The sequence below is a fragment of the Vibrio sp. M260112 genome (genome assembly GCF_036533775.1).
Taxonomy (GTDB): domain Bacteria; phylum Pseudomonadota; class Gammaproteobacteria; order Enterobacterales; family Vibrionaceae; genus Vibrio.
Genome location: NZ_JATABH010000053.1, coordinates 1 through 21,540, shown reverse-complemented (window position 1 = coordinate 21,540; position 21,540 = coordinate 1). Strand labels below are relative to the sequence as shown.

Here is a 21,540-nt window from a genome sequence, read left to right as displayed (position 1 = left end):
AAAGGCTAGGTTCTGATGTCATGAAGTCCGTTTTTACTCAAACGCAGAAATTATGGAATGACAAAACGCCACACCCAGATTGGCATGGTTTAACTCTTCATGCTGTAGATGGTGTGGTCTGGCGAACCCCAGATACTAAAGAGAACGATTATCGTTTAAAAGGTGTACGATTTAGCTAGCGTCCGCTCGTAAGCTGAATTCAGAGACAAAGCCCTATAGACGAAACAAAGCCACAGGCAGTGCCTGTGGCTTTGGATAACAACGAGGGGATGTATGCCAGAGCGTAAACGCCTAGATATCCGAGGTCATCACGTTAGGCTTGAGTTGCTAAATAGTCTTCAAGCTCTTGTAGGCTGGTCTCAGCCACTAACTCTCCATCGATGAAGTAAGAAACTTTCTCGCCCTCTTTAACCCCAATAAGAGTCGCTCGCTCACCGGTATTGTATGTAATATCCATTTGAATGGTATTCGAATCCAATGGCTGCATATGACCACGTTCTATGGTGCGGAATTGGCTAATTGGAGCGATAGGCGCTTCTTTTAACGAATCATCAAGATTGTCATTAATATCAATCATGGTTTCAGTCTTAGTATCGAAAATGTGCGGCTTGCCATTTAATGGGTTCTTACCAGTCCAAAACTCAAGAGAGTTAAAGATTAAATAGTCCGCTGCTACCGTGATACCGTAAACTGGCGCTAGCAGCATATTGAGTCCGCCCCTAGCATAGCGGTTGTCGACCGCTTCAACGTTGAATTTCATCAATATTCCTGTCACCGCATTACTGCCTACACAACCGGACAAGCTAATTGCTACTGCCGACAACGCCACTACTTTCGCTATTGTTGATTTCATAAATCCCTCTAACTATTTTCGATAAGAATCAATAACAAGTTTAGCGTGAAAATTGAGTTGCATATGTTATGCGCATCAATAATTTAGAAGCAATTTTCAAAACTGCACGAGCAGTCCCAAAATTTAAACATTCAGCTGCAGTGATTTTGTCTCTTAAACGAACCATCAAGAAACTTCATTGCTTAGCAAGTTATCAACAAGTAGGTATCAGCTATGCGGTCGTATTGGCGAGAGGGTGAAAAAAGCGAGCTCAATAGGCTCGCTGTTATATCTAAAGGGCAATGATGTCTAGACGCGTTTAACGATGTTAACAAACTCCGTCATTATTGCGGCATTGGCCAAAATGCGCTGGTCGATATTCTGTTGACCAGGCGTTTCACTACAGCAGCCGAAGTGGCTTCCTTGCTGCACTAGGAACGATTCAAACGAGGTGTCAAAATGGTTGAAAATAATACCATTTTGAACCGGACAATCATCAATCTCCCCGTCTGCTGCGACAGCAAAGAACTGTCCGAGGGTATCTCTTAAGTTTTCGCTGAAACGCCCCGGAATTTGCTGTGGTTCGAATGAATAGATGTAGGTGTCTGTCAATAACACATCTTCATGGCAGGTCAGTATTCCATCTCGACTCGCGGACAACAGGGTTGATGTATGATTCATGAGTATCTTTGCTTCGATGGATGTTCCTCTCCCTGACGTCGGAGTACCATCTTCAAGGTAAAATCCATGGTTAGGGTTTTCGCCAAGCTGATTAAATCGTTGACCAATGGCAAAGCCAGTAGGATTGACCAGTGGCAGCAAGCTAAGATTCACCTGTGCGAAAAGATACGGATCTAAACTCGATAGAAAATGCACTAATCCCCATGGTCCGGCTGCCTCTTCGCCATGAAACCCGGCACTAATCATCAGGTTAGGATTAGTGGTAATGTGTTGTGACGATTGTAGCAGGCATACAGGGTATTCACCTGAGGTTCCTAGTATGCTCTTGGAGAGACCAAGGCGGTTTATCTGTTGTTCCAACAAATGGTAAAAACGATCAATATCGTTAGTTTGACACTCAAAAATCTCACTATGCCACTGATAGGCTAAGGCAGTAGATTGAGTCATTGTTACGTCCTTGTTAAAAAAATATCTTGAACGTCGTCAGCATACCAGCAAAATTATGAAAGTGAAGTAGGTTCAAAAGGATAGCGTAGGGGAGAGTAGTAGGAACAGCAGAAGCGATCAGTCCGGCGTTGGGTGATTTCATGAAGATACATGCTGAACCGTACACTGTTGAGCTCGCCACGCCATTCGTTATTTCGAGAGGTGCCAGAACGCATTGCCACATGGTGAGGGTAACCATTAGTTACCAAGGCCTTGAAGGGGTAGGTGAGTGTACGCCTTATCCAAGATACGAGGAGAGTGTGGAGTCTGTCATTGAACAAATTGAGCGATGGCGAGAGAGCTTGGATGGGTTAGCGCCACAGAGGGCTAAGGTGTTATTACAAACTAGGCCCGCCGGGGCGGCCTTCACCTTGTCTGACTGTGATTGCCGGCGAATGGGTTCGGCACTTTCTGTTCATAAAGTGCCGACCATTGTTTGTTGCCACAGGTGACGGATTAGCACACCATTTGCAACAAAATATCGCTTATTTGATTCTATTCACAATGTATAATCGTAAGTCTCTCGACGTCATGTAAATAAACGCAACACAATGGACTATTGATGAAACTACAACAAATCGACAAGCAGTTATACCGTTCACGTTTGAATGTGGTTATTGTCTCATGCATCGCCTTTTTAGCCTTATCGAGCCTAGCGGTATCACAGACATTAATTTATTTATTCCCTGCCGAATCAGGCTCTCACTTCCATTGGAATCTGCTTGGCGTTGTGGTTAGTGCGCTACTCGTCGTGACCATTTTATTCAAGTTTAAAACTCATCCCAAGATGCATGAAGTCGTCTATGTATGGGAGCTTAAACAGGCGTTAAATCATATCTATCGCAAGAGTAGAGCACTGAAAGCTGCGGCAAAGGAGGGCAATCCACAGGCAATGCTGGCACTTCAGTTTAGCTATGATGGTTCACGTCAGTTATGGCAGTTGGATGACAATACCATAACGATCAATAGCCTAGAGTCGGCGCAAATAGAGCTTGAACAATGGGCGCAGGAGTTTGGCGTTGAGATAGATATTGCTAACTACCACGCAGAGATCCTAAAGTCGTTTTAACTCTCATCTGTGCGTTGAGTGTCAGTGAACAGCAGACGCTTTATCTGTTAAATAGTCGCTTGTCTATAAACTTAGATAGCCAGAGAATCAATCAGATAGTTTAGCGTGGTATTGCTATCATCTTGATTGATGACAGTGGGTAAGAAAATGAGTTTCTTTAACCAACCGCGATTCATAAGCTCATCGAGCAAATCGTGATAGCGGAAACTACACTTGCCGATATTATCCGTGATCTTCTGACCTTTTTAATTACGTTGCAGAAACCATACACAGTGCTGTCTCGAATAGTCAGTCCACTGGTTGTTGTGATCGCCACGGTATGTCCACGTGCTGCGCATTCGTGAACAAGGCGAAGAGTGGTATCGGTTTCTGGGCACACGCGTTCCCACGGGTACATAAGGAAACAAATGTGCATTAGTCGTCCTCTACTAGGTCATAGCTGTTATAGTCATCATCAGAGACTGTTGGTTTACTGTTTAATGTATGGAAGCGTTTTCTACCACGAGCAAGTTTTATGTACTTCATCCAAGTACGCTCTAACTTAGTGGTTGGCTCTTTCTTTCCTTGAATAACGTCTAGGAAATCAGATTCAGCTTGATTCTCTGGAGTTAACTCACCACTTTCGAGTCCGAGTAACGTTTTTCCATAAAACGTGAGTAACTGATCTTCAGCTAGAGTGAAGTCTCCAGATTTAGAAAATCCACGTGAGAAATGGACATTGTCATAGAAGTGCGCTTTACCTTGTCGAATTTCTTGAAAAGACATTGCAATCGTCTCGATTAAGTAGGGTTATTGGTATGCGAAAGATATTCGCAGTTTGGCAAAGTTAACAACAAATAATTTTTGTCGTTATAACAATGCATTGTGATTAAATTGCATGATTTTATCGCCTTCATAATTACCCGATTAACAAATAAACAATAGACTAAACTGAGCCAAATGGCTCAACTCTCGCGTTTAGTTAAATCTCCTGTTGGATCGATGTACAAGGCAAACATATACTTCGGTAAATAACGCGACAGATGGCGTTAATCTTAGTGGTTTCACTCGCTATCGATGATAGATATTAATGGAATAGAAAATGTCGAGATTTGTTACGACGGACAAAGAACCTGAGGGCTTAATTCACGCGTTGTTACTTGATGGCAATGGCGGTAGTCGAAAATTGTCATGGCAAGAAGTCAATCAGTGGGATGAATCCGAAAGTGGCTTGTGGCTGCATTTTGATTACAGTCATCAAGAAGCGCGCGACTGGATAAAAAGATGCAGTGGACTCAATGAGATAGCTGTAGATGGTTTGCTGAACAGTGAAAACAGACCGCACGTGCTGACTCGGGTAAATAACCTCTTGCTCATCTTGAGAGGTGTGAATCTCAATCCTGGCTCCAATCCAGAAGATATGGTCTCGGTGCGGCTGTGGACGAACGGCAAAATCTTAATCAGTAGCAGAAAAAGAATGCTGCTTTCGACACAAGATATTGTCGCCAACCTTAATGAGAATGCTGGCCCTGCAACCATCCCTGAGTTGCTGATTGAATGGACTGACCGCATCGTTGCGAGAATGAACGATACCATTAACGTCATAGAAGATAGCGTGTTAGGCGTTGAGGAAAACATATTAGATGGTGATGCGAAGCAGCTTCGTTCTCAGCTACTTCGTCTAAGACAGCAAAGTATCGGCATTCGACGTTATATTGCCCCGCAAAGAGAGGCTTTAAACCGACTTGCGGTGGAACAGTTAGAATGGCTGAGTGATGTTGACCGACTTGCGTTGCGTAGTATCGCCGACCGACAAATTCGCTATGTCGAAGATATCGATACGATAAAAGAGCGTGCTTCTATGGCGCAAGAGGAATTGCTCAGTCGTATTTCTGAGCAGCTAAACAATCGCAGCTATGTCCTGACGGTGATTGCCGCTATTTTCTTGCCTCTGGGATTCTTTACCGGATTAATGGGGATCAATGTCGGCGGGATGCCTGGTGTCGAAAATAGCATGGGCTTTTGGATTGTTGTGGCGATATGTTTTGGCGGAACTGCTCTGTTAGCAGTGTTTCTGTCGTGGAAAAAGTGGCTTTAATCAGCGTCTTTTCTATCCTCCAAACCACAAATCTCATATCAGCCTTCAAATTTGAGGCTCTCAGCAAGTAAAGCGGTCGAGTGATCTGTTATTGACCTGTCTATAACTTTATAGTTTATATTCCATGACCATTGAAGGAGCGGAGAGAGTTTGTGTACAAAATTTCTGAGCTAGCAGCACTTGTTGGATTGTCGCGCACAGCCTTGCTTTATTACGAAAAGCAAAAGCTGATCTCCAGTCATCGTTTATCTAACGGTTACCGTGTGTATGGTGATAAGGAGTTACAACGCGTGCGTTTGATCCAGCAATTATTGGCTGGGGGACTGACACTAAAAGAGTGCAAAGTATGCCTTGAAGCCAAGGTAGACAGGCAATTATTACGAAACCGACTTGAAGCTCTTGATATAGAAATTGAGCAGAAGCAGAAATCGCGCCATCTTCTCGCAGCACTGCTCGGAGAAGAAGAGAGCAAAAGCTGGCATACGGGGTTAGACAAACTGGCTCCAGATGCTCATTTGGAATGGTTAATTAAGCAAGGTTTCAGCGAGAAAGAAGCGTTGCGACTTAAATGGTTATCAAAAGATATGAACGAACACGATGTATATATGGCAGACTTTATGAAAGTTTTCGAGACGCTTGAGCGTTGGGGTCCAGGCAGTGAAGTCGATACAGCCAAAGCATTTTCGTTAGTGACCTCTACACCTGAGCGGATCTTGGAGGTCGGTTGTGGCAAGGGCTTAGCTACTCAGGTATTAGCGGACGCTTGTACTGCGGAAATTGTAGCGGTCGACAATGAGCAATCAGCGTTAACGCGACTCACCGAACGTTTTTCGCAGCAAGGGATCACTCATCGCCTCGAAACAGTATGTGCAAGTATGACCGACTTGCCTTTTGATGACCTAAGCTTTGATCTTATTTGGTCAGAAGGTAGCGCATACATTATGGGAGTAGAAAAGGCTCTCAAATCTTGGCGACCTTTACTTTCTGAACATGGGTTGTTAGTCATCAGTGATATGGTTTGGCGTGCTGCTGAGCCTAGTGATGAGGCGTTGGAATTCTGGAGCCAAGAGTATCCTGACATTCAATCTATAGAGACGCGCTTGGTTCAAATTGAACAGGCTGGTTATAAGGTGGTCAACCATTTCCCACAAAGCGCACAAGCATGGCTGAATTACTATGCGCCGTTAAAGCGTCGAGTCGCAGAATTGGAAGCGGAAATGGAAGAGTCGCAGGCGCTAAAAGACATTAAGCGAGAAGTTAAACTGTGTACTGAACTGGCAGATGAGTTTGGCTACCACATGTTCGTTTTAGCCAAAAACTGACTCGAATAAGCCCTCTTAGCTATATTGGCGTGAGGGCTTATATCATGTGTTCTATCGACGCCGTTTACATTTCTTCAGTAAAATCTTCATCGGTACATTGGCTGCTATCAGAGCACTCGATCTCGTAAACCAGTTCAGACAGAGTTTGCGGATTGAGTACTATTTCTTGAGGTACTTCAAAGCGACATGCCATCATTCGGTTAAATATCTGCCAGTGGTTGAGCAGACAGACTTGTAATTCATTGGTCTCGTCGGACCATGTTTCTTTCATAAATGGCGTCAAACTCGCCGCACTGTGTGCAAACATAATCATCTGCCATTTAATTTCCCAGATTTTGACCTGATTTTGCGGGTGCTCTTGGTTGTATTGCTCAGCTAAACGATTGACGAGACTTTCTATTTCGCCCGAATTATCAATAAAGTAGTCAAATAGCGCGTCTTCTTGACGAACCGCGTCAGCAATAAACTGGATAGGTTGTTTGCATTCGAGCATATGCGCTAGCAAGCGCACAGCGAATAGGTACAACTTAATGTTTGAACTTACATCGCTGGGCATGTTGCTAATGATGGTTTGTATATAGCTTTCCATATAGCGATGGAGCCCATCACTAATCGAGTACCATATCTGTTCTTTGCTGCCGAAATGGTGACGGATGAGGCTATGAGATACCCCCGCCTTATCACTAATATTCCTCAGTGATACTCGCTCGTAACCCAGTTCGCAAAATAGGTCTGTAGCGACACGCATGATCTCACATTTGGTTTTTTCTGCGTCTTGGGCACTTCTTCGGCCTTGCTTTCGTTCAGTCATAGTTACCGTCAATTTCTAAAAACGCTCTCTTTCTACCAGAAAAGCGTGGGGATTTCATCAATCAAGCGCATAAATAGCATAGTACATGTCTGAATTTTATTGTACGAGTGGAAAATAAATATTGATCTGCCACACAATCTTTATATACTGCACATTCGTGTAATAAAACTCGTTGAGATCCCTGATCTACAAAACAGTCGTTACGATCGCTTTATCGCTAATATTGATGCGACTGATCGTGCATCTATGTCGTTTCAAGTCAGCGGTGAAGTTGAGGTAGTGGACGTCAGAATGGGCAGTGTCGTGAAGAAAGGACAGCTTCTTGCTTGGCTCGATCCTACCGACTACCAACTGGCATACGATGCGAAGAACGCAGAGTATGATCTGGCTTACCTGGAATGACGGCACAGGTTCGCCTGCTCAATGAAAAACGCTTTGCTAAAGTCGATATCTCACCAAGCGCTTGGATTAGTAAGAGTGGTCAACATGGCCAACTCTTCAAGTTCGATCCTCAACAGCAAGTAATTACCCCCGTTGATGTCACACTCGATGTCAATGGCAATGTTATCGCGGGTCTTCAGCAGGCCGATCTGATTGTGCAGGCGGGTGTCGAGAATCTAGTCTCAGGCCAACAAGTAAAAGCATGGACTAAAGAGGGCGGTATTTGAGATGAATCGAATTAATTGGATTGCCGCTGGCTTATCTTTGAGTTTACTCACCGCGTGTATGCCGGAAACGGAACATCGCCCACTGAATCCACTTGTTGTTGATACATTCACTGTCGCTCAAGCTACAGAGAGTCAGTTTCGTACCTTCAATGATCAGGTAATCGCTGTCCTCAATGATACCAAGGTAAGGCAAAAGTTGGCTGATGCGCAGGCGTGAACGGACTAAAGAATTAGTACCGCAGTTCAATGAATCGAAGGCGCGTCGTCTTGGCATCTCTAAGCAAGAAGTCTCTGAAACCTTACAGATGGCGTTTGGCGGAACACCAATCGGCTTATTAGCGATGGATATGCCTTTTAGTTTCACGGCGTTTCTTGGCTTACTTAGTCTGAGCGGAATGATTCCTTTGGTGTTTGACGCATTTTATGGCTCAATGGCAATTACGATTATGGCGGGTCTTGGATTCGCGGCGGTACTGACCCTTATTGTCGTACCGGTATTGTTTGCCATTCTTTACCGAATCAAACCTTCCACTGCTGGATAATTCATGGATTGAACCTCGATTCGTTTTAAGCCAGCCCGAAAGAAATTTCGGGCTTTTTTATCTTTCTATAGTCGATAATTGACACAAATTGATATTGAATAGAATTAAATTAATGTCATTACATCATTAAACAAAATATCATTCCTTACTATACTAAAGTATGACGATATTGTTTTTGTTGATTGTTAAATTAATCATTAACTTACATTTAATAAGTCATCTTCATCTCAATTATTAATCTTATTGTTAATGCTAATGACTATATTGACAGTCTGATAATTAACTACTCATTTTCAAACTATACTGCATGATAATCATTGTCATTAAACAAGTGATGAAGACTAATGAAATAAGTGTAAATACTAATATACCGTGAAAAAACAGCAAGATAGATGTTATTGACAGAATGGGATTTCAATTAAAGTCTAGTTTAATCAATTGGATAGCGATTGTTAACAAGGATATAACATTTCATTCCATATGAGACCTTGTTCACCTTTATGCATAAAAAGTGAAAAAATATTTGAAGTGTAATAATTAGGTATTAGCTTAGTTTAATAAGATGTAAGTAAAAAGCCTTAGATTATTTATTCTATGTTTGTCGCAATGACAAATATATTACGAGAGCTTTTCAATATTTGTTTGGGTTATTAATTGCTGTAAAGAATGGAGTCTTTTAATGAAGAAGATCGCTTTGATCACTGGATCGAAAGGCGGAATTGGTTCTGCTATTTCCTCACAACTCGTCGAGGATGGCTACCGAGTCATCGCCACTTACTATACTGGTAATTATGAGTGTGCGTTGGGATGGTTTAATGAAAAAGGATTTAACCAAGATCAGGTTCGATTGTTTGAGCTTGACGTAACAGACACCGAGCAATGTGCTGAGCGACTAGCTAAATTGCTTGAGGAAGAGGGAACGATTGACGTGATCGTCAATAATGCTGGGATCACCCGAGATGGTCTGTTTAAAAAAATGTCTCCTTCTGCGTGGCGAGATGTTATCGAAACCAACCTTAATAGTGTTTTCAATGTTACTCAGCCCCTATTTTCTGCGATGTGTGAAAAGGGGAATGGTCGCGTAATCAACATCTCTTCAGTCAACGGTCTTAAAGGACAGTTTGGTCAAACTAACTACTCTGCAGCTAAAGCCGGAATGATCGGTTTTTCTAAAGCACTTGCAGCGGAAGGTGCTCGAAGTGGTGTGACGGTTAACGTTGTGGCACCAGGTTATACCAGCACTCCTATGGTCGAAGATATGCGTCCAGAAGTGCTCGAATCAATTAAAGAGCAGATCCCGATGCGACGTCTTGCAACGCCTCACGAAATTGCACAATCCGTCTCTTATTTGGTCAGTGATGCTGGAGCCTACATTACAGGGGAAACACTCTCTGTAAATGGCGGCTTATACATGAATTAAAGGGACGATTAGATGGAAAAAATATTTATTGTAGCGGCAAAACGCACACCGATCGGCGCTTTCGGTGGCTCGTTGAAAGACATTTCTGCCGGCAATCTAGCGTCAATTGCCATCAAAGCAGCGATTGCTGACAGTGGCGTTAAGGTTGACGCGATCGATGAAGTCATTGTCGGCAACGTGGTGAGTGCCGGACAAGGTATGGGCGTTGGTCGACAAGCTGCGATTTACGCTGGTATTCCGCATCAAGTTCCTGCTTATTCACTCAATATGGTGTGTGGCAGTGGTATGAAGACGGTGATGGATGCCGCAAGCCACATCAAAGCCGGTGATGCAAATATCGTGGTAGCAGCTGGTGTAGAAGTAATGTCTCAAATCCCATTCACAGCACCATCAAGTATTCGAGATGGCCACAAAATGGGCAATATGAATCTGACCGACCTACTGATTAACGACGGGCTGACGGATGTTTATAACCAATACCATATGGGTGTTACGGCTGAAAACGTGGCCAAATTGGTGGGTATTAGCCGTCAGCAGCAAGATGAATATGCATTGGCAAGTCAGTTAAAAGCGGTGTCTGCAATTGAGGCGGGTAAGTTTAAGCAAGAGATCGTCTCGGTTGATGTTAAAAAACGTCGTGAGACCGTCGTGTTCGATACTGATGAATATCCAAAGCCTGACGCGACTCTGACTGGTTTGTCAAACCTGCGTCCAGCGTTTGATAAAGAAGGGACAGTTACCGCAGGCAATGCGTCAGGAATCAATGATGGTGCCAGTGCCATCATCGTCGCAAGTGAATCGGCGGTGAAGGAGCACGGGCTTACACCAATCGCTGAAGTCGTTAGCTATGCTCAGTCTGGACTTGAACCCGAAATCATGGGACTTGGCCCTGTTGAAGCTGTCAGCCTCGCATTGCAAAAAGCGCAACTGACTACAGATGATATTGGTGTCTATGAGCTCAATGAAGCGTTTGCTGCTCAGGCACTGGGTGTGATTCACCAACTGGCTGAAAAGCACGGTGTGTCAGTCTCCTCAATTCTTGATAAAGCCAATGTTAATGGCGGTGCAATAGCACTTGGTCATCCACTCGGGGCCTCCGGAAACAGAATTCTAGTTTCACTCATTCATGAACTTAATCGCAGTGGAAATCAATACGGTGTCGCTTCACTTTGTGTTGGCGGCGGTATGGGGACTGCTGTTGTTATCAAATCAATTAACTAACCCAATTAAATGGACTTAACTTAGGAGTACCAACCATGTACACAGATTTTTTCAAGACGTTTGCAGATCAAACAGAAAAGACAATGGAACCATACGTAAAATTCAACAAGCTAGTGACAAAGAATGTTGAAGTACTCACTGAGCTTCAGCTTAACGCTATTCGTACTTACAGCGATATGGGTCTCGCTCAGATGAAAGCAGCCAGTGAAATCAAAGATGCGACGTCACTGACCGCTTTTAGTGGCCAACAGCTAGCGGCACTAACCAAACTTTCTCAACAGATGATGGACGACAGCAACAAGCTTCAGGCGATTGCGAAAGAGTTCAAAGACGATGTTGAGCAAATGACATCGGAAAACCTTAAGACAGTGACTCCTGCATAACACTGACTTTTTTGCCGCCGAAAGGCGGCTCTTTTCCGATCTTAGGAGTCGTTATATGTTACAAAACTTCTTTTCGGACTACCTTGTTAAGCTCCAAGAAACCAATCAAAAGTGGTGGGAAGATCTAGAGTTGAGCAGGGCAGCCGCAAACTCCCCACTCAATAAAGCAATGCAAGAGGTTAACCTCGAAGATACCGCCAAGTTATTCGAAAGCGCGGCGAATCAACCTGCGGCATTGCTTAAAATTCAGGCCGAGTGGTGGCAACAGCAGTTGCAGATTTGGCAAAATGTCGCGCTTACGGCCAACACTGAGGACGTCGTCAGCGCAGAGAAAGGTGACAAGCGCTTCTCTAACGAAGAGTGGCAAAAAGACATCTTTTTCAATTTCATCAAACAGTCTTACCTACTGTTTAGCAAAACCTATCTTGAGACAATCAACAGCATTGAAGGACTAGATGAGAAAAGCAAAGAACGCATTAGCTTTTTTTCTAGACAAGCCATCAATGCACTGTCGCCGAGTAATTACATTGCGACCAATCCAGAATTACTTAAGCTGACACTAGAACAAAACGGTGAGAACTTATTAGCGGGTTTGGAACAACTGAAAGAAGATGTTGAGTTGAGTGCGGATATTCTCAAGATTCGTATGACCAACAATAATGCGTTCCGATTGGGTGAGGATATTGCCAATACCCAAGGTGACATCGTGTATCGCAACGAATTGTTTGAACTGATTCAGTACCGCCCTTTGACGGAAACGGTCAACGCGACACCGTTATTGATTGTTCCGCCTTTTATCAATAAATACTACATCCTCGATCTGCGAGAAAAGAACTCTATGGTTCGCTGGTTACTGGAACAGGGACACGCGGTATTTATGATCTCATGGCGTAACCCCGGGAAGTCTCAGCAGCATGTCGAGTTTGGCGACTATGTCACTGAAGGTGTCGTGAAAGCGGTCAGTGCCATTGAAGATATCACCGGTCAGGAACAGATTAACGCCGCAGGCTATTGTATTGGCGGGACGGTTCTGGCGAGCACGGTTGCCTACTACGCCGCGAAGCGAATGAAGAAACGTATTAAGAGCGCGTCCTTCTTCACTACCTTGCTCGATTTCTCGCAGCCTGGTGAAGTGGGGGCGTACATTAACGATACCATCATCAATGCAATCGAAGTGCAGAATAACGCCAAAGGTTACATGGATGGACGCTCGTTGAGTGTCACTTTCAGCCTGTTACGTGAAAACAGCCTGTACTGGAATTACTACGTAGATAATTATCTCAAAGGCAATAGCCCGGTAGATTTTGATCTGTTGTATTGGAACAGTGACAGCACGAACGTCGCGGCGGATACGCATAACTTTATGTTAAGAGAGCTATATCTCAACAATAAGTTGGTGGCGGATAAAGGCGTTAAAGTTGGCGGTGTATGGATCGACCTGAATAAAATCAAGATCCCAAGTTACTTCGTTTCAACCAAAGAAGACCATATCGCATTGTGGCAGGGCACCTATCGTGGTGCGCTCAACGTTGGCGGAAACAAAACCTTTGTGCTTGGTGAATCGGGTCATATTGCTGGTATTGTTAACCATCCAGCCAAAGAGAAGTATGGGTACTGGACGAACGATTCTCTGGACGATAGTGCAGAGGAGTGGTTGTCAAACGCTTCCCATAGTGAGGGGTCATGGTGGACGCATTGGCACCAGTGGTTGTTGTCGTTCAATCCAGACGAACAGGTAGCGCCATTTACGGTAGGAAATGAACAGTTCCCTGCAATTGAAGCCGCGCCTGGACAATACGTCAAACAGACCTTACCGATCACGTCGGACAACTAGTCTGTTCAGTGCAAGATTAAAGCCTCTGGTTAACCACCAGAGGCTTTTTGTTTGTATTCTCTACATCAATCTGTTTTAGTGGGTTTAACTGGTTAGGAGAGGGAACGGAATGAAAACCATCGGTATTATTGGCGGAATGAGCTGGGAGTCGACAGTGACGTATTACAAACAGCTTAATCAAGGTATAAAAAGTGCGTTAGGCGGTTTGCACTCGGCAAAAGTGGTACTCAATAGTGTCGACTTTGCTGAAATTGAAGCGCTACAACGCTCAGGCGACTGGCAAGCCAATGCTGATATTCTCTGTCAGGCGGCGCAGTCTTTAGAACGAGCGGGCGCAGAATTTGTTCTTATCGCGACCAACACCATGCACAAAGTGGCGCAGCAGGTTGAAGAGTCGATCTCCATCCCGCTTCTCCATATTGCGGATGCGACTGGTGAGGCGTTAACAGAGCAGGGAATCACTAAAATTGGCCTATTAGGCACAGCATATACGATGGATCAGGGCTTCTATAAGCAACGTCTAACCGATAAATATGGTATTGAAGTTGTGGTTCCAAATGGCGTTCAGCGTCAACTCGTTCATACCGTGATATACGATGAACTCTGTCAAGGACAGATCAGTCAACGTTCCAAGGATGACTTTCTCACCATTATTGACGACCTCTATGCCGATGGAGCACAAGGGGTGATCCTTGGTTGTACCGAGATTGGTTTGCTGGTTGAACAGGCAGATACGCGAGTGCCGTTGTTCGATACCGTAATGATTCACGTTGAGGCTGCGGTAAAAGAGGCACTGCGATGAATCGTAACGTTTGGCTTTTATCGCTGTGCCAAGCGCTATTAATGACTGGTAATATCCTTTTGATTTCTGTTATTGGATTGGTAGGAAAAACACTGGCTCCCAATAGCAGTCTGATTACGTTACCTGTCGCAGTGCAATTTCTAGGTTTGATGAGCGCGACGATTCCAGCTTCTTTGATCATGGGTAAGCTGGGGCGTAGAAAAGGGTTTAGCATTGGTAATATCATCGGTATTAGCGGAGCAAGCTTAGCGACATATGCTTTGTCTATAAAGGCTTTCTCTCTGTTTTGCGCAGGTACTTTCTTGTTGGGGATTGGGATCGGTTTTGGCACCCTGTACCGATTTGCAGCCATTGAAGTGTGTGATGAAAGTGCGAGGCATCGTGCGATATCGATCTCAATGGCTGGTGGCGTGTTGGCCGCCATACTGGGTCCAAACTTGGCCATCTACTCTCAGCAATGGTCCTCCGATGGGCTTTATGTTGGGGCATTTATGGCACTGATTGTCCTGAATATTTGTGCGCTTTGCTTATTGCAAACTATTCAGTTCCCTAAGCCACTGTCAGCGACGCAAGTCACCAAAGTCGACTCATTAGCGACGATCATCACAGCGCCCAACTTTATGGTGTCTGTGTTCGCTGCAATGGTGGCATATGCGGTCATGAATATCCTGATGACGGCGACACCACTCGCTATGATTGGTTGCGGCTTCGATTTTAATAAAGCGGCGGGCGTGATCGAATGGCACGTTCTGGGTATGTTCGTTCCTGCGTTCTTTACCGGCCGTCTGATAGAACGCTTTGGTGCCAGAAGAATGATATTGTCGGGCGGCTTACTGTTTATTCTATGTATTGCCATCAATATACATGGTCAGTCGATTTGGCACTTCAGCTTGGCTCTGGTTCTCTTAGGTGTCGGCTGGAACTTTATGTTTATTGCGGCAACCGGATTGTTTAGTCAATCTTACCAAAGTCACAATAAGTCGAAAGCTCAGGCATTTAACGAATTTTTTGTCTTTAGCTGTGTGACGATCACGGCCTTAATGTCAGGGTGGTTAGAGGCATCCGTAGGTTGGCGGACGATGAATGTCTACGTATTGCCATTTGTGTTAGCTGTGATTGTTGTGTTTGGCGTTAATACCTACAAAACAAGTAAGTTAGCGGCTTGACTAAGCGTTAAATGAGAAAGGCAGGGGGATACCTGCCTTGTTTATATAGTGAATTTTTGTCAGTTACTCAGAAGAAAAGGAGAATAGAAAAGTGATTCTGAGTATTAGAATTGTGATGAAATAAGTTCCACAAGTTCATTTTCGGTTTCCGGCATTTTTTCGAGTTCTATTGAACACGAAGCGCCGCCTTTGAGCATATATGCGGTTGTTGTGCAGTGGTCATGGTGAAACCATTTTCCATTAACGCAAACATCTGTGTAGCAGCGTGGGTCTTGTTTCAGTTCCATTGGCATCTTCCTTGTTACTTTCCTGTTAACGCAATGTCAAAATAACCTCAATTGATTGAATGAAAAATGATCTAAATCAATTTGGGGTGAGAACTAGACAAAGGTTGTAGTGATTGGCAGTAGTTACCAATCTCTTTATTTTTCGGTAACTCGTGCATTTAGCCAACCAAAGTTTTACGAACTATAACGATGTTGTCGAGAAGGTATGTAGAGCATGGAATTGCTTCTTGGAAAGCGCAGATTTGGGTGCAAATGATGTGCAAAAGGGAGTGGGTTAACCTAACCAGTTAATTTTCCAGATTGGTATTAGGTGGGAAACTAAGTCTAAGAAATTACAACGCTCAGGTTGGTGAGGCTTACGCAATGATCAAAGCATTGAACAAGCTCACGGGGCTTGGTATGCCTGAAACACAGTATGTCATTTTAAAATCAAGGAAGCATTTAACATGAGTAGTTTTACAGGCAAAGCTGAACTGAATGATAACCAACTACTGAAGTAGGTGGTTTAGGGCTGAAAATAAAAATCCCTCGAACTTTTTCGAGGGATTTTTAATCTCAAATAGGATTGAAAGAAAACTAACTACAATCCAGATGTCATATGTAAGCTGTAGAACAACCCACGACCAATTAATTCAGACGCTAATACTAATACCAGTGCTAAAGCTAAGTTTAATGGGGTCACCTCCGAACGATTGAGCATAGGCAATGCCCAAATCAGCAAACCTCCTAATAATAGCGCCACTTGAACACCAAGATAACCGGCTAAACCGTCAACCAACTCAGAAGCTTTTGCAACCGAAGTTTGAATATCACCCACAAGGTTTGCTTTACCTACCGTTACAACCAAGCTAATCGCAACCGCAATAAACGCCAGCATGAGGATATTACGATCCACTGCGAAGTGGCTGTCGTTTGCAGTGACAATCACAAACTGAGATAGCAGTAGACCACCAACGACCATTGTTATCATAAAGCTTAATGGTGTGTAAACATTGAACCAAGTTGGAACAGTGTCGATTAAATATACGTTAACCATCGCATACATAAAGATACAGCCCAGTACCATAGCAACAACCATCAACGCTTTTTGAACTCCTGTCCCACCTACTTTGAGTATAGAGAGTAACCATTGAAAGCCACCAAAAACAAAAAAAGCAGCACCGAAGAACACTTCGTTAGATAACCAAGTAGACCCCAGTTGATTGAATGAGTTAAACGCTCGTAACGGCGAACCTAAGTGTGTCAGAGAGAATAAGAACCCCAACCCCATGATCGCCCACAAAAAAAACATAGGAATTTTGTAGCTATTTATTTTATCGATATCGTGTCCCATAACCAAAGCACGAGCACTAACAAGTAAGTACGCTCCCACAGCTGTTTGAGCCAATACCGTAAAAAAGATCAAAGAATACTCATGAAAAATCATCTTAAATCTCCTTCGGGTTTGCTAAGAAGCCACTGGTGTCACCAGTCGGTTTGGCATTTTTGTTTAACTTAATCACTATGTTTGGCAGAGTTAAGTTCGAAGATGGCAGAGGAGCTACATCTGCTGTAGAGCCATACTTTTTACGCAGTACATGAATTTCACCGAACTCTAAAGCACGCAGTGGACATGACTCGACACACATCGGCTGTTTACCTCCCGAAACTCGCTCAAAACAACCATCACATTTCGTCATATGGCCTTTTTCTTTGTTAAACTGAGGAGCGCCGTAAGGGCAAGCATTAGCACAATGCTGACACCCGATACACACTTCTTCATCAACAACAACTAAACCATCTTCCGTACGCTTATGCATCGCACCCGATGGGCACACTTTGACACAAGCTGGGTTAGAACAGTGATTACAAGCAATAGATAAGTAATAAGAAAACACATCTTTTTGAATCCATGTATCACCGTCTCGTACAAAACCGCCACCTGTGTACTCATAAACACGACGGTAATTACGCTTAATATCTAAATCGCGATAATCTTTACAAGCAAGCTGGCAAGTTTTACAACCTGTGCATTTACTTGAGTCGATGTAAAAGCCATATTGTTTCATTTCAAACCTACCTTACACTTTCTTTACTGCTTTGATTTGAACCAAATTTGAGTGCTGAGGGTTTCCCTTAGCAAGCGGGCTAGGACGCTGGGTAGTCAATACGTTGATTGAGCCTGCATGATCCACTTTTTGTCCATCTGGTGAATACCAAGCTCCCTCACCAAGCGCAACGACGCGAGGTAAAATACGTGGTGTAACTTTAGCCGGAATATGAACTTCACCACGATCATTGAAAATGGCTACCATGTCACCATTTTTAATGCCACGCTCTTCTGCATCAATTGGGTTAATCCACACTTCCTGACGTGCGACCGCTTTAATTTCAGCCACATTGCCGTATGTTGAATGGCAACGCGCTTTGTAATGAAAACCTGTTAGCTGTAGTGGGTATTTAGCAGTCAACGGATCCTTGTGACCTTCTATCGAATCGGCGTAAATCGGTAGCGGGTGAATCACTTCGTCCTCTTTCAACTCCCACTCTTTTGCGATGTTAGCTAAGGTTTCAGAATAGATCTCAATCTTACCACTTGGCGTTGTTAACGGGTTTGCTTCAGGATCTTTACGAAAGTCTTCATAAGCAATAAAATCATGTTCATATTGTCGCTTATAGATACCCAGTTTTTTCATCTCTTCAAAAGTAGGGAGGGAAGGATCTTGTTTTCGAGTTTCTGCATATAAATGCTCAACCCACTCTTCTTGTGTACGTCCCTCGGTGAACTCTTGGCCTACTCCCATACGTTTTGCGATTTCAGAACATATTTCATAGATACCTTTTGCCTCAAACTGAGGTTCTATGGCTTTCTGAGCAAAGATAAAATAAGGAGCATTAGACGCGTACGCATCCATCGCCCAGTCATCTTGTTCAGACGTAGTCAAATCCGGCAGGATAATATCCGCATATTTGGCTGAAGATGTCATATGGTTATCAATAACCACAATCATTTCGCAGGCTTTATCATCTTGCAGGATATCGTGCGTACGGTTAATTTCAGCATGTTGGTTAATTAGACAGTTACCAGCATAATTCCAAATCATCTTGATCGGGTTTGCTAAACGCTCAGCGCCACGGACACCATCTGTTTTAGCTGTCATTTCGTGGTGACGATGAATCGCATCTGTCCACAAAAACATCGAGATCGAAGTTGGCACCGGATTAGGTACAGTCGGAAAGCGAACAAACGGAATGCTCAGGCCACTTTCACGCGCACCTGTTGAACCACCTTGAACACCAACAGAACCAGTTAACAGAGATAACATCGCAATTGCACGGGAAGCTAGTTCACCATTTGAAGTACGCTGCAAGCCCCAACCTTGGTAGATAGCACAAGGTTTACTAGCTCCCATTTCACGACCGAGCTTAACAATCGTATCTACAGGAATACCTGTGATTTTTGATGCCCACGCTGGTGTTTTCTCTACACCATCTTCACCCTTCCCCAAAATGTAAGACTTGTAATCACTATTCTTAAGCGCTGAAGCTGGCAAGGTTTTTTCATCGTAGCCCACACAGTATTTGTCAAGGAATGTTTGGTCAACCAAGTCTTCAGTAATTAAAACGTGTGCTAAGCCTGCAACTAAAGCGGCATCCGTTGAAGGACGAATTGGAATCCATTGGTCTTCACGACCGCCAGCCGTATCGGTGTAACGTGGGTCAATGACAATTGTTTTTGCATTCGAAATATTCTTACTTTCAACGTAATGGTGAATCAGACCACCACCAGACATACGTGTTTCAGCTGGGTTATTACCAAATTGAATGGTCAGTTTGGTGTTGGCCAAATCAGAAAATGAGTTATTTAACGCCCAACCACCGTATGTATGGTGCAAACCTTCAGCAATTTGCGCAGTAGAGTAGTCACCATAGTGATTTAAGTAACCACCACACAGATTCATTAAACGTGCAACAAGAGTAGAAGCGGGCGGCCAAGATTTTGTTACGGTTCCGCCCAGAGTGCCAGTACCGTAGTTCAGGTAAATGGAATCATTACCGTAGTCCTTGATCAAGCGCTTCATTGTGTCGGCAATTTCATCGTACGCTTCTTCCCAGCTAATGCGCTTAAATTTACCTTCTCCACGCTTGCCCACACGTTTCATTGGGTACTTGAGGCGATCAGGGTTATATACGCGCCGACGCATAGAGCGGCCACGTAGGCAAGCTCTTACTTGAGGGCTATTGCCAAATTCGTCATCTCCTGTATCGTCCGTTTCAACGTATTTGATTTCTCCATTTTGTACATGCATACGCAGTGGGCAACGAGAACCACAATTAACCGTACATGCACTCCATACGACTTTCTCGTCATTAGCTTTAGGTTCAGCAGCATTCGCTGAGCCCGATTTAAAAGGTAGGCTAATACTACTGGCTAATGCCGCAGTGCTACCGACAGCAGAGGTCGCTTTAATAAACCCACGGCGGGTGAGGTTCATTAAATCAGATTGTTGTTTTTGCTTCGTCATAATAAAACACCATAACATTACTAACACCTAACACTTTAGTACTAAGCCACGACCACTTATATAGATAAGTCCATCATTATTGATGCAAATCAAATCATGTGTAAACTTAACCTTCGACAGAAAAAGGTTTAGACTACTTCACAAAAAAACATGAAATAATCAGATTCAACAAATACTAGATAAGCACCTGAAAATGAAAACAATTACCAATAACATCAAACTTTTGGGTAGTTTGTTCTATCAAAAGCAACCCATCGAAAAAACTATCAAAATAGTGGACGCGTTAGTGGCTGAAGACGTGCTCAACACTCGAACCCTTGACCAACTTAAATCGCTTAGTGCCGAACAGTTTGACCACTACTTCGGTGTGCTTTTTGAAGGGGTTGGTTCGATGCCCGTACCACCGTGGGGTTCGGTCTACTTAGATAAGGAAAAGGTGCTGTTTGGCGAGTCTAATGTTCAATACAGGCTGTTTTTACAGCAAAACGGTGTCGTTTTAAACTCCGGCCAACGTGAGCCAGAAGACCAATTCGGTCTAATGCTACTCGCTTGTGCTTACTTCATCGAGCAAGATAATAGCCAAGCAGCTTGTGAACTCCTTGGAGAACATTTAATGCCATGGGGATCGATCTATCTTGAGCAACTACAACAAAAAGCACCAAATTCTTTTTACCAACACTTAGGTAGTGATGTTTTACTTTGGTTGCAGCAACTTATTAAACAGCTCGGAATTCAAGTCACGAAGAAAAGTATATATTTGAAATGAGTGAACCTATAAATCATAGCCGACGTGGTTTTCTTACGAGATTGAGAAAACCCGTCGAATCGATGAATCAACCGGAAACGACACCTCGCTTAGTAGCTAGACCTCCTCACGCTGTAGATGAAGCTCTGTTTTCACGACTCTGTGATGGATGTGGGAGGTGTCAGTCTGCATGTTCTAATGGCGTTATTGAGTTAAACGCCAATTTGGCACAGCTCAACCTTGATTACAATGAGTGCAGCTTATGCGAAGAATGTGTTAGCGCCTGCCCTACTGACGCCTTGCATGCTTCTATTCCAGTAGAAATCAACTTGCGCCCCCAATTTGCAGAAATTTGTAATAACTATCTACAAACGGAATGCAGTTTGTGCGAGAGCTCTTGTTCACAAGCGGCTATCACTATTGAGGCTGATGAACTGCCAAACATAAAAGACGATGTATGCAACGGCTGCGGCCAATGCCGAAACAGTTGCTATATCGGTGCGATTACTATGGGGTTGTATAACAATTAAAAGACTAAAAGGGCGTTGTTGATCAAATCAGCTTGAAGATCAACGACGCCATATATGACTAGCCGTTAGCTTCTAACAGGCATACCTAGTCCTATGACTTTGTTCATTGCTTTGACATTTGCCAGTGCCTCACCAACTTGAGCGTTATAACATCTCAAG

At 43.7% G+C, this 21,540-nt stretch carries 23 protein-coding genes and 3 pseudogenes; 17 read left to right on the top strand and 9 right to left on the bottom strand.

Annotated elements, in window-relative coordinates; all coding sequences use genetic code 11:
• Window positions 1–146, top strand: a pseudogene (locus tag QTN95_RS17240) (IS4 family transposase); the annotation flags it as partial.
• Between the two features lie 167 nt (window positions 147–313).
• Here the strand turns inward: QTN95_RS17240 and QTN95_RS17235 are convergent.
• Entirely contained in the window at window positions 314–853 is a 540-nt protein-coding gene (locus tag QTN95_RS17235) for a DUF3332 family protein (protein WP_331418338.1), read from the bottom strand.
• A 288-nt stretch (window positions 854–1,141) separates the two neighbouring features.
• On the bottom strand, window positions 1,142–1,960 hold the full coding sequence (locus QTN95_RS17230; RefSeq protein ID WP_331418337.1) for an N-acetyl-ornithine deacetylase: 819 nt from the start codon (window positions 1,958–1,960) through the stop codon (window positions 1,142–1,144).
• A gap of 140 nt (window positions 1,961–2,100) precedes the next feature.
• Here QTN95_RS17230 and QTN95_RS21295 point away from each other — a divergent pair, with 140 nt between their 5' ends.
• Window positions 2,101–2,451, top strand: coding sequence for a hypothetical protein (locus QTN95_RS21295; RefSeq protein ID WP_443088875.1), 351 nt, complete (start codon window positions 2,101–2,103; stop codon window positions 2,449–2,451).
• Window positions 2,452–2,561: 110 nt separating this feature from the next.
• Window positions 2,562–3,068 (top strand): DUF3087 domain-containing protein, encoded by a 507-nt coding sequence (locus tag QTN95_RS17220; protein ID WP_331418335.1) that lies wholly within the window; start codon window positions 2,562–2,564, stop codon window positions 3,066–3,068.
• A gap of 241 nt (window positions 3,069–3,309) precedes the next feature.
• Here QTN95_RS17220 and QTN95_RS17215 read toward each other — a convergent pair.
• Both QTN95_RS17215 and maoP read right to left on the bottom strand, forming a co-directional pair.
• Window positions 3,310–3,483 (bottom strand): annotated as a pseudogene (locus QTN95_RS17215) (glutathione synthetase); the annotation flags it as partial.
• Complete coding sequence (gene maoP, locus QTN95_RS17210; protein ID WP_331418334.1) at window positions 3,483–3,833, bottom strand: DUF413 domain-containing protein; 351 nt, start codon at window positions 3,831–3,833, stop codon at window positions 3,483–3,485. The pseudogene QTN95_RS17215 and the gene maoP, both read right to left, overlap by 1 nt.
• 316 nt (window positions 3,834–4,149) lie before the next feature.
• On the opposite strand from maoP, the gene QTN95_RS17205 reads away from it, so the two are divergent.
• On the top strand, window positions 4,150–5,145 hold the full coding sequence (locus tag QTN95_RS17205; RefSeq protein WP_331418333.1) for a zinc transporter ZntB: 996 nt from the start codon (window positions 4,150–4,152) through the stop codon (window positions 5,143–5,145).
• A gap of 152 nt (window positions 5,146–5,297) precedes the next feature.
• Window positions 5,298–6,467, top strand: coding sequence for a MerR family transcriptional regulator (locus QTN95_RS17200; RefSeq protein WP_331418332.1), 1,170 nt, complete (start codon window positions 5,298–5,300; stop codon window positions 6,465–6,467).
• 64 nt (window positions 6,468–6,531) lie between these two features.
• On the opposite strand, the gene QTN95_RS17195 is transcribed toward QTN95_RS17200, so the two are convergent.
• A complete protein-coding gene (locus QTN95_RS17195; protein ID WP_331418331.1) occupies window positions 6,532–7,278 on the bottom strand; it encodes a TetR/AcrR family transcriptional regulator in 747 nt (248 codons plus the stop codon).
• A gap of 99 nt (window positions 7,279–7,377) precedes the next feature.
• On the opposite strand from QTN95_RS17195, the gene QTN95_RS17190 reads away from it, so the two are divergent.
• From QTN95_RS17190 to QTN95_RS17145, 10 genes and pseudogenes are all read left to right on the top strand, one after another.
• Complete coding sequence (locus tag QTN95_RS17190; RefSeq protein ID WP_331418330.1) at window positions 7,378–7,680, top strand: biotin/lipoyl-binding protein; 303 nt, start codon at window positions 7,378–7,380, stop codon at window positions 7,678–7,680.
• Entirely contained in the window at window positions 7,677–7,946 is a 270-nt protein-coding gene (locus QTN95_RS17185) for a hypothetical protein (RefSeq protein ID WP_331418329.1), read from the top strand. The genes QTN95_RS17190 and QTN95_RS17185 overlap by 4 nt, the downstream gene beginning before the upstream one ends.
• Before the next feature lies 1 nt (window position 7,947).
• Window positions 7,948–8,163 carry a hypothetical protein gene (locus tag QTN95_RS17180; RefSeq protein ID WP_331418328.1) on the top strand — a complete coding sequence of 72 codons (216 nt, stop codon included), beginning with the start codon at window positions 7,948–7,950 and terminating at the stop codon, window positions 8,161–8,163.
• 79 nt (window positions 8,164–8,242) lie between these two features.
• Window positions 8,243–8,488 (top strand): annotated as a pseudogene (locus QTN95_RS17175) (hypothetical protein); the annotation flags it as partial.
• Between the two features lie 679 nt (window positions 8,489–9,167).
• Window positions 9,168–9,908 (top strand): SDR family oxidoreductase, encoded by a 741-nt coding sequence (locus QTN95_RS17170; protein WP_331418327.1) that lies wholly within the window; start codon window positions 9,168–9,170, stop codon window positions 9,906–9,908.
• Between the two features lie 12 nt (window positions 9,909–9,920).
• Window positions 9,921–11,129, top strand: a complete 1,209-nt coding sequence (locus QTN95_RS17165) for an acetyl-CoA C-acetyltransferase (protein WP_331418326.1) — start codon at window positions 9,921–9,923, stop codon at window positions 11,127–11,129.
• Between the two features lie 35 nt (window positions 11,130–11,164).
• Window positions 11,165–11,512, top strand: coding sequence for a phasin family protein (locus QTN95_RS17160; protein WP_138970951.1), 348 nt, complete (start codon window positions 11,165–11,167; stop codon window positions 11,510–11,512).
• A 55-nt stretch (window positions 11,513–11,567) separates the two neighbouring features.
• Window positions 11,568–13,346 (top strand): class I poly(R)-hydroxyalkanoic acid synthase, encoded by a 1,779-nt coding sequence (gene phaC, locus QTN95_RS17155; protein WP_331418324.1) that lies wholly within the window; start codon window positions 11,568–11,570, stop codon window positions 13,344–13,346.
• Window positions 13,347–13,455: 109 nt separating this feature from the next.
• The gene (locus tag QTN95_RS17150) at window positions 13,456–14,148 is read left to right on the top strand and encodes an aspartate/glutamate racemase family protein (protein ID WP_138970953.1); all 693 of its coding nucleotides are present in this window, start codon (window positions 13,456–13,458) and stop codon (window positions 14,146–14,148) included.
• Complete coding sequence (locus QTN95_RS17145; RefSeq protein ID WP_331418322.1) at window positions 14,145–15,314, top strand: MFS transporter; 1,170 nt, start codon at window positions 14,145–14,147, stop codon at window positions 15,312–15,314. Before QTN95_RS17150 ends, QTN95_RS17145 begins: the two co-directional genes overlap by 4 nt.
• Window positions 15,315–15,418: 104 nt before the next feature.
• Here the strand turns inward: QTN95_RS17145 and QTN95_RS17140 are convergent, their stop codons facing one another.
• The 4 genes from QTN95_RS17140 to QTN95_RS17125 all read right to left on the bottom strand — a co-directional run bounded on the left by QTN95_RS17140 (window position 15,419) and on the right by QTN95_RS17125 (window position 20,106).
• Complete coding sequence (locus QTN95_RS17140; protein WP_331418321.1) at window positions 15,419–15,601, bottom strand: hypothetical protein; 183 nt, start codon at window positions 15,599–15,601, stop codon at window positions 15,419–15,421.
• 580 nt (window positions 15,602–16,181) lie between these two features.
• The gene (locus QTN95_RS17135; protein ID WP_138970955.1) at window positions 16,182–17,027 is read right to left on the bottom strand and encodes a dimethyl sulfoxide reductase anchor subunit family protein; all 846 of its coding nucleotides are present in this window, start codon (window positions 17,025–17,027) and stop codon (window positions 16,182–16,184) included.
• Between the two features lies 1 nt (window position 17,028).
• Window positions 17,029–17,649, bottom strand: coding sequence for a DMSO/selenate family reductase complex B subunit (locus QTN95_RS17130; protein WP_331418319.1), 621 nt, complete (start codon window positions 17,647–17,649; stop codon window positions 17,029–17,031).
• Between the two features lie 12 nt (window positions 17,650–17,661).
• Entirely contained in the window at window positions 17,662–20,106 is a 2,445-nt protein-coding gene (locus QTN95_RS17125; RefSeq protein WP_138970957.1) for a DmsA/YnfE/YnfF family dimethyl sulfoxide reductase, read from the bottom strand.
• A gap of 193 nt (window positions 20,107–20,299) precedes the next feature.
• Here QTN95_RS17125 and QTN95_RS17120 point away from each other — a divergent pair, with 193 nt between their 5' ends.
• Both QTN95_RS17120 and napF read left to right on the top strand, forming a co-directional pair.
• Window positions 20,300–20,872 carry a molecular chaperone gene (locus QTN95_RS17120; protein WP_331418317.1) on the top strand — a complete coding sequence of 191 codons (573 nt, stop codon included), beginning with the start codon at window positions 20,300–20,302 and terminating at the stop codon, window positions 20,870–20,872.
• Entirely contained in the window at window positions 20,869–21,381 is a 513-nt protein-coding gene (gene napF / locus QTN95_RS17115) for a ferredoxin-type protein NapF (protein WP_331418316.1), read from the top strand. Before QTN95_RS17120 ends, napF begins: the two co-directional genes overlap by 4 nt.
• Window positions 21,382–21,540: the final 159 nt, after the last annotated feature.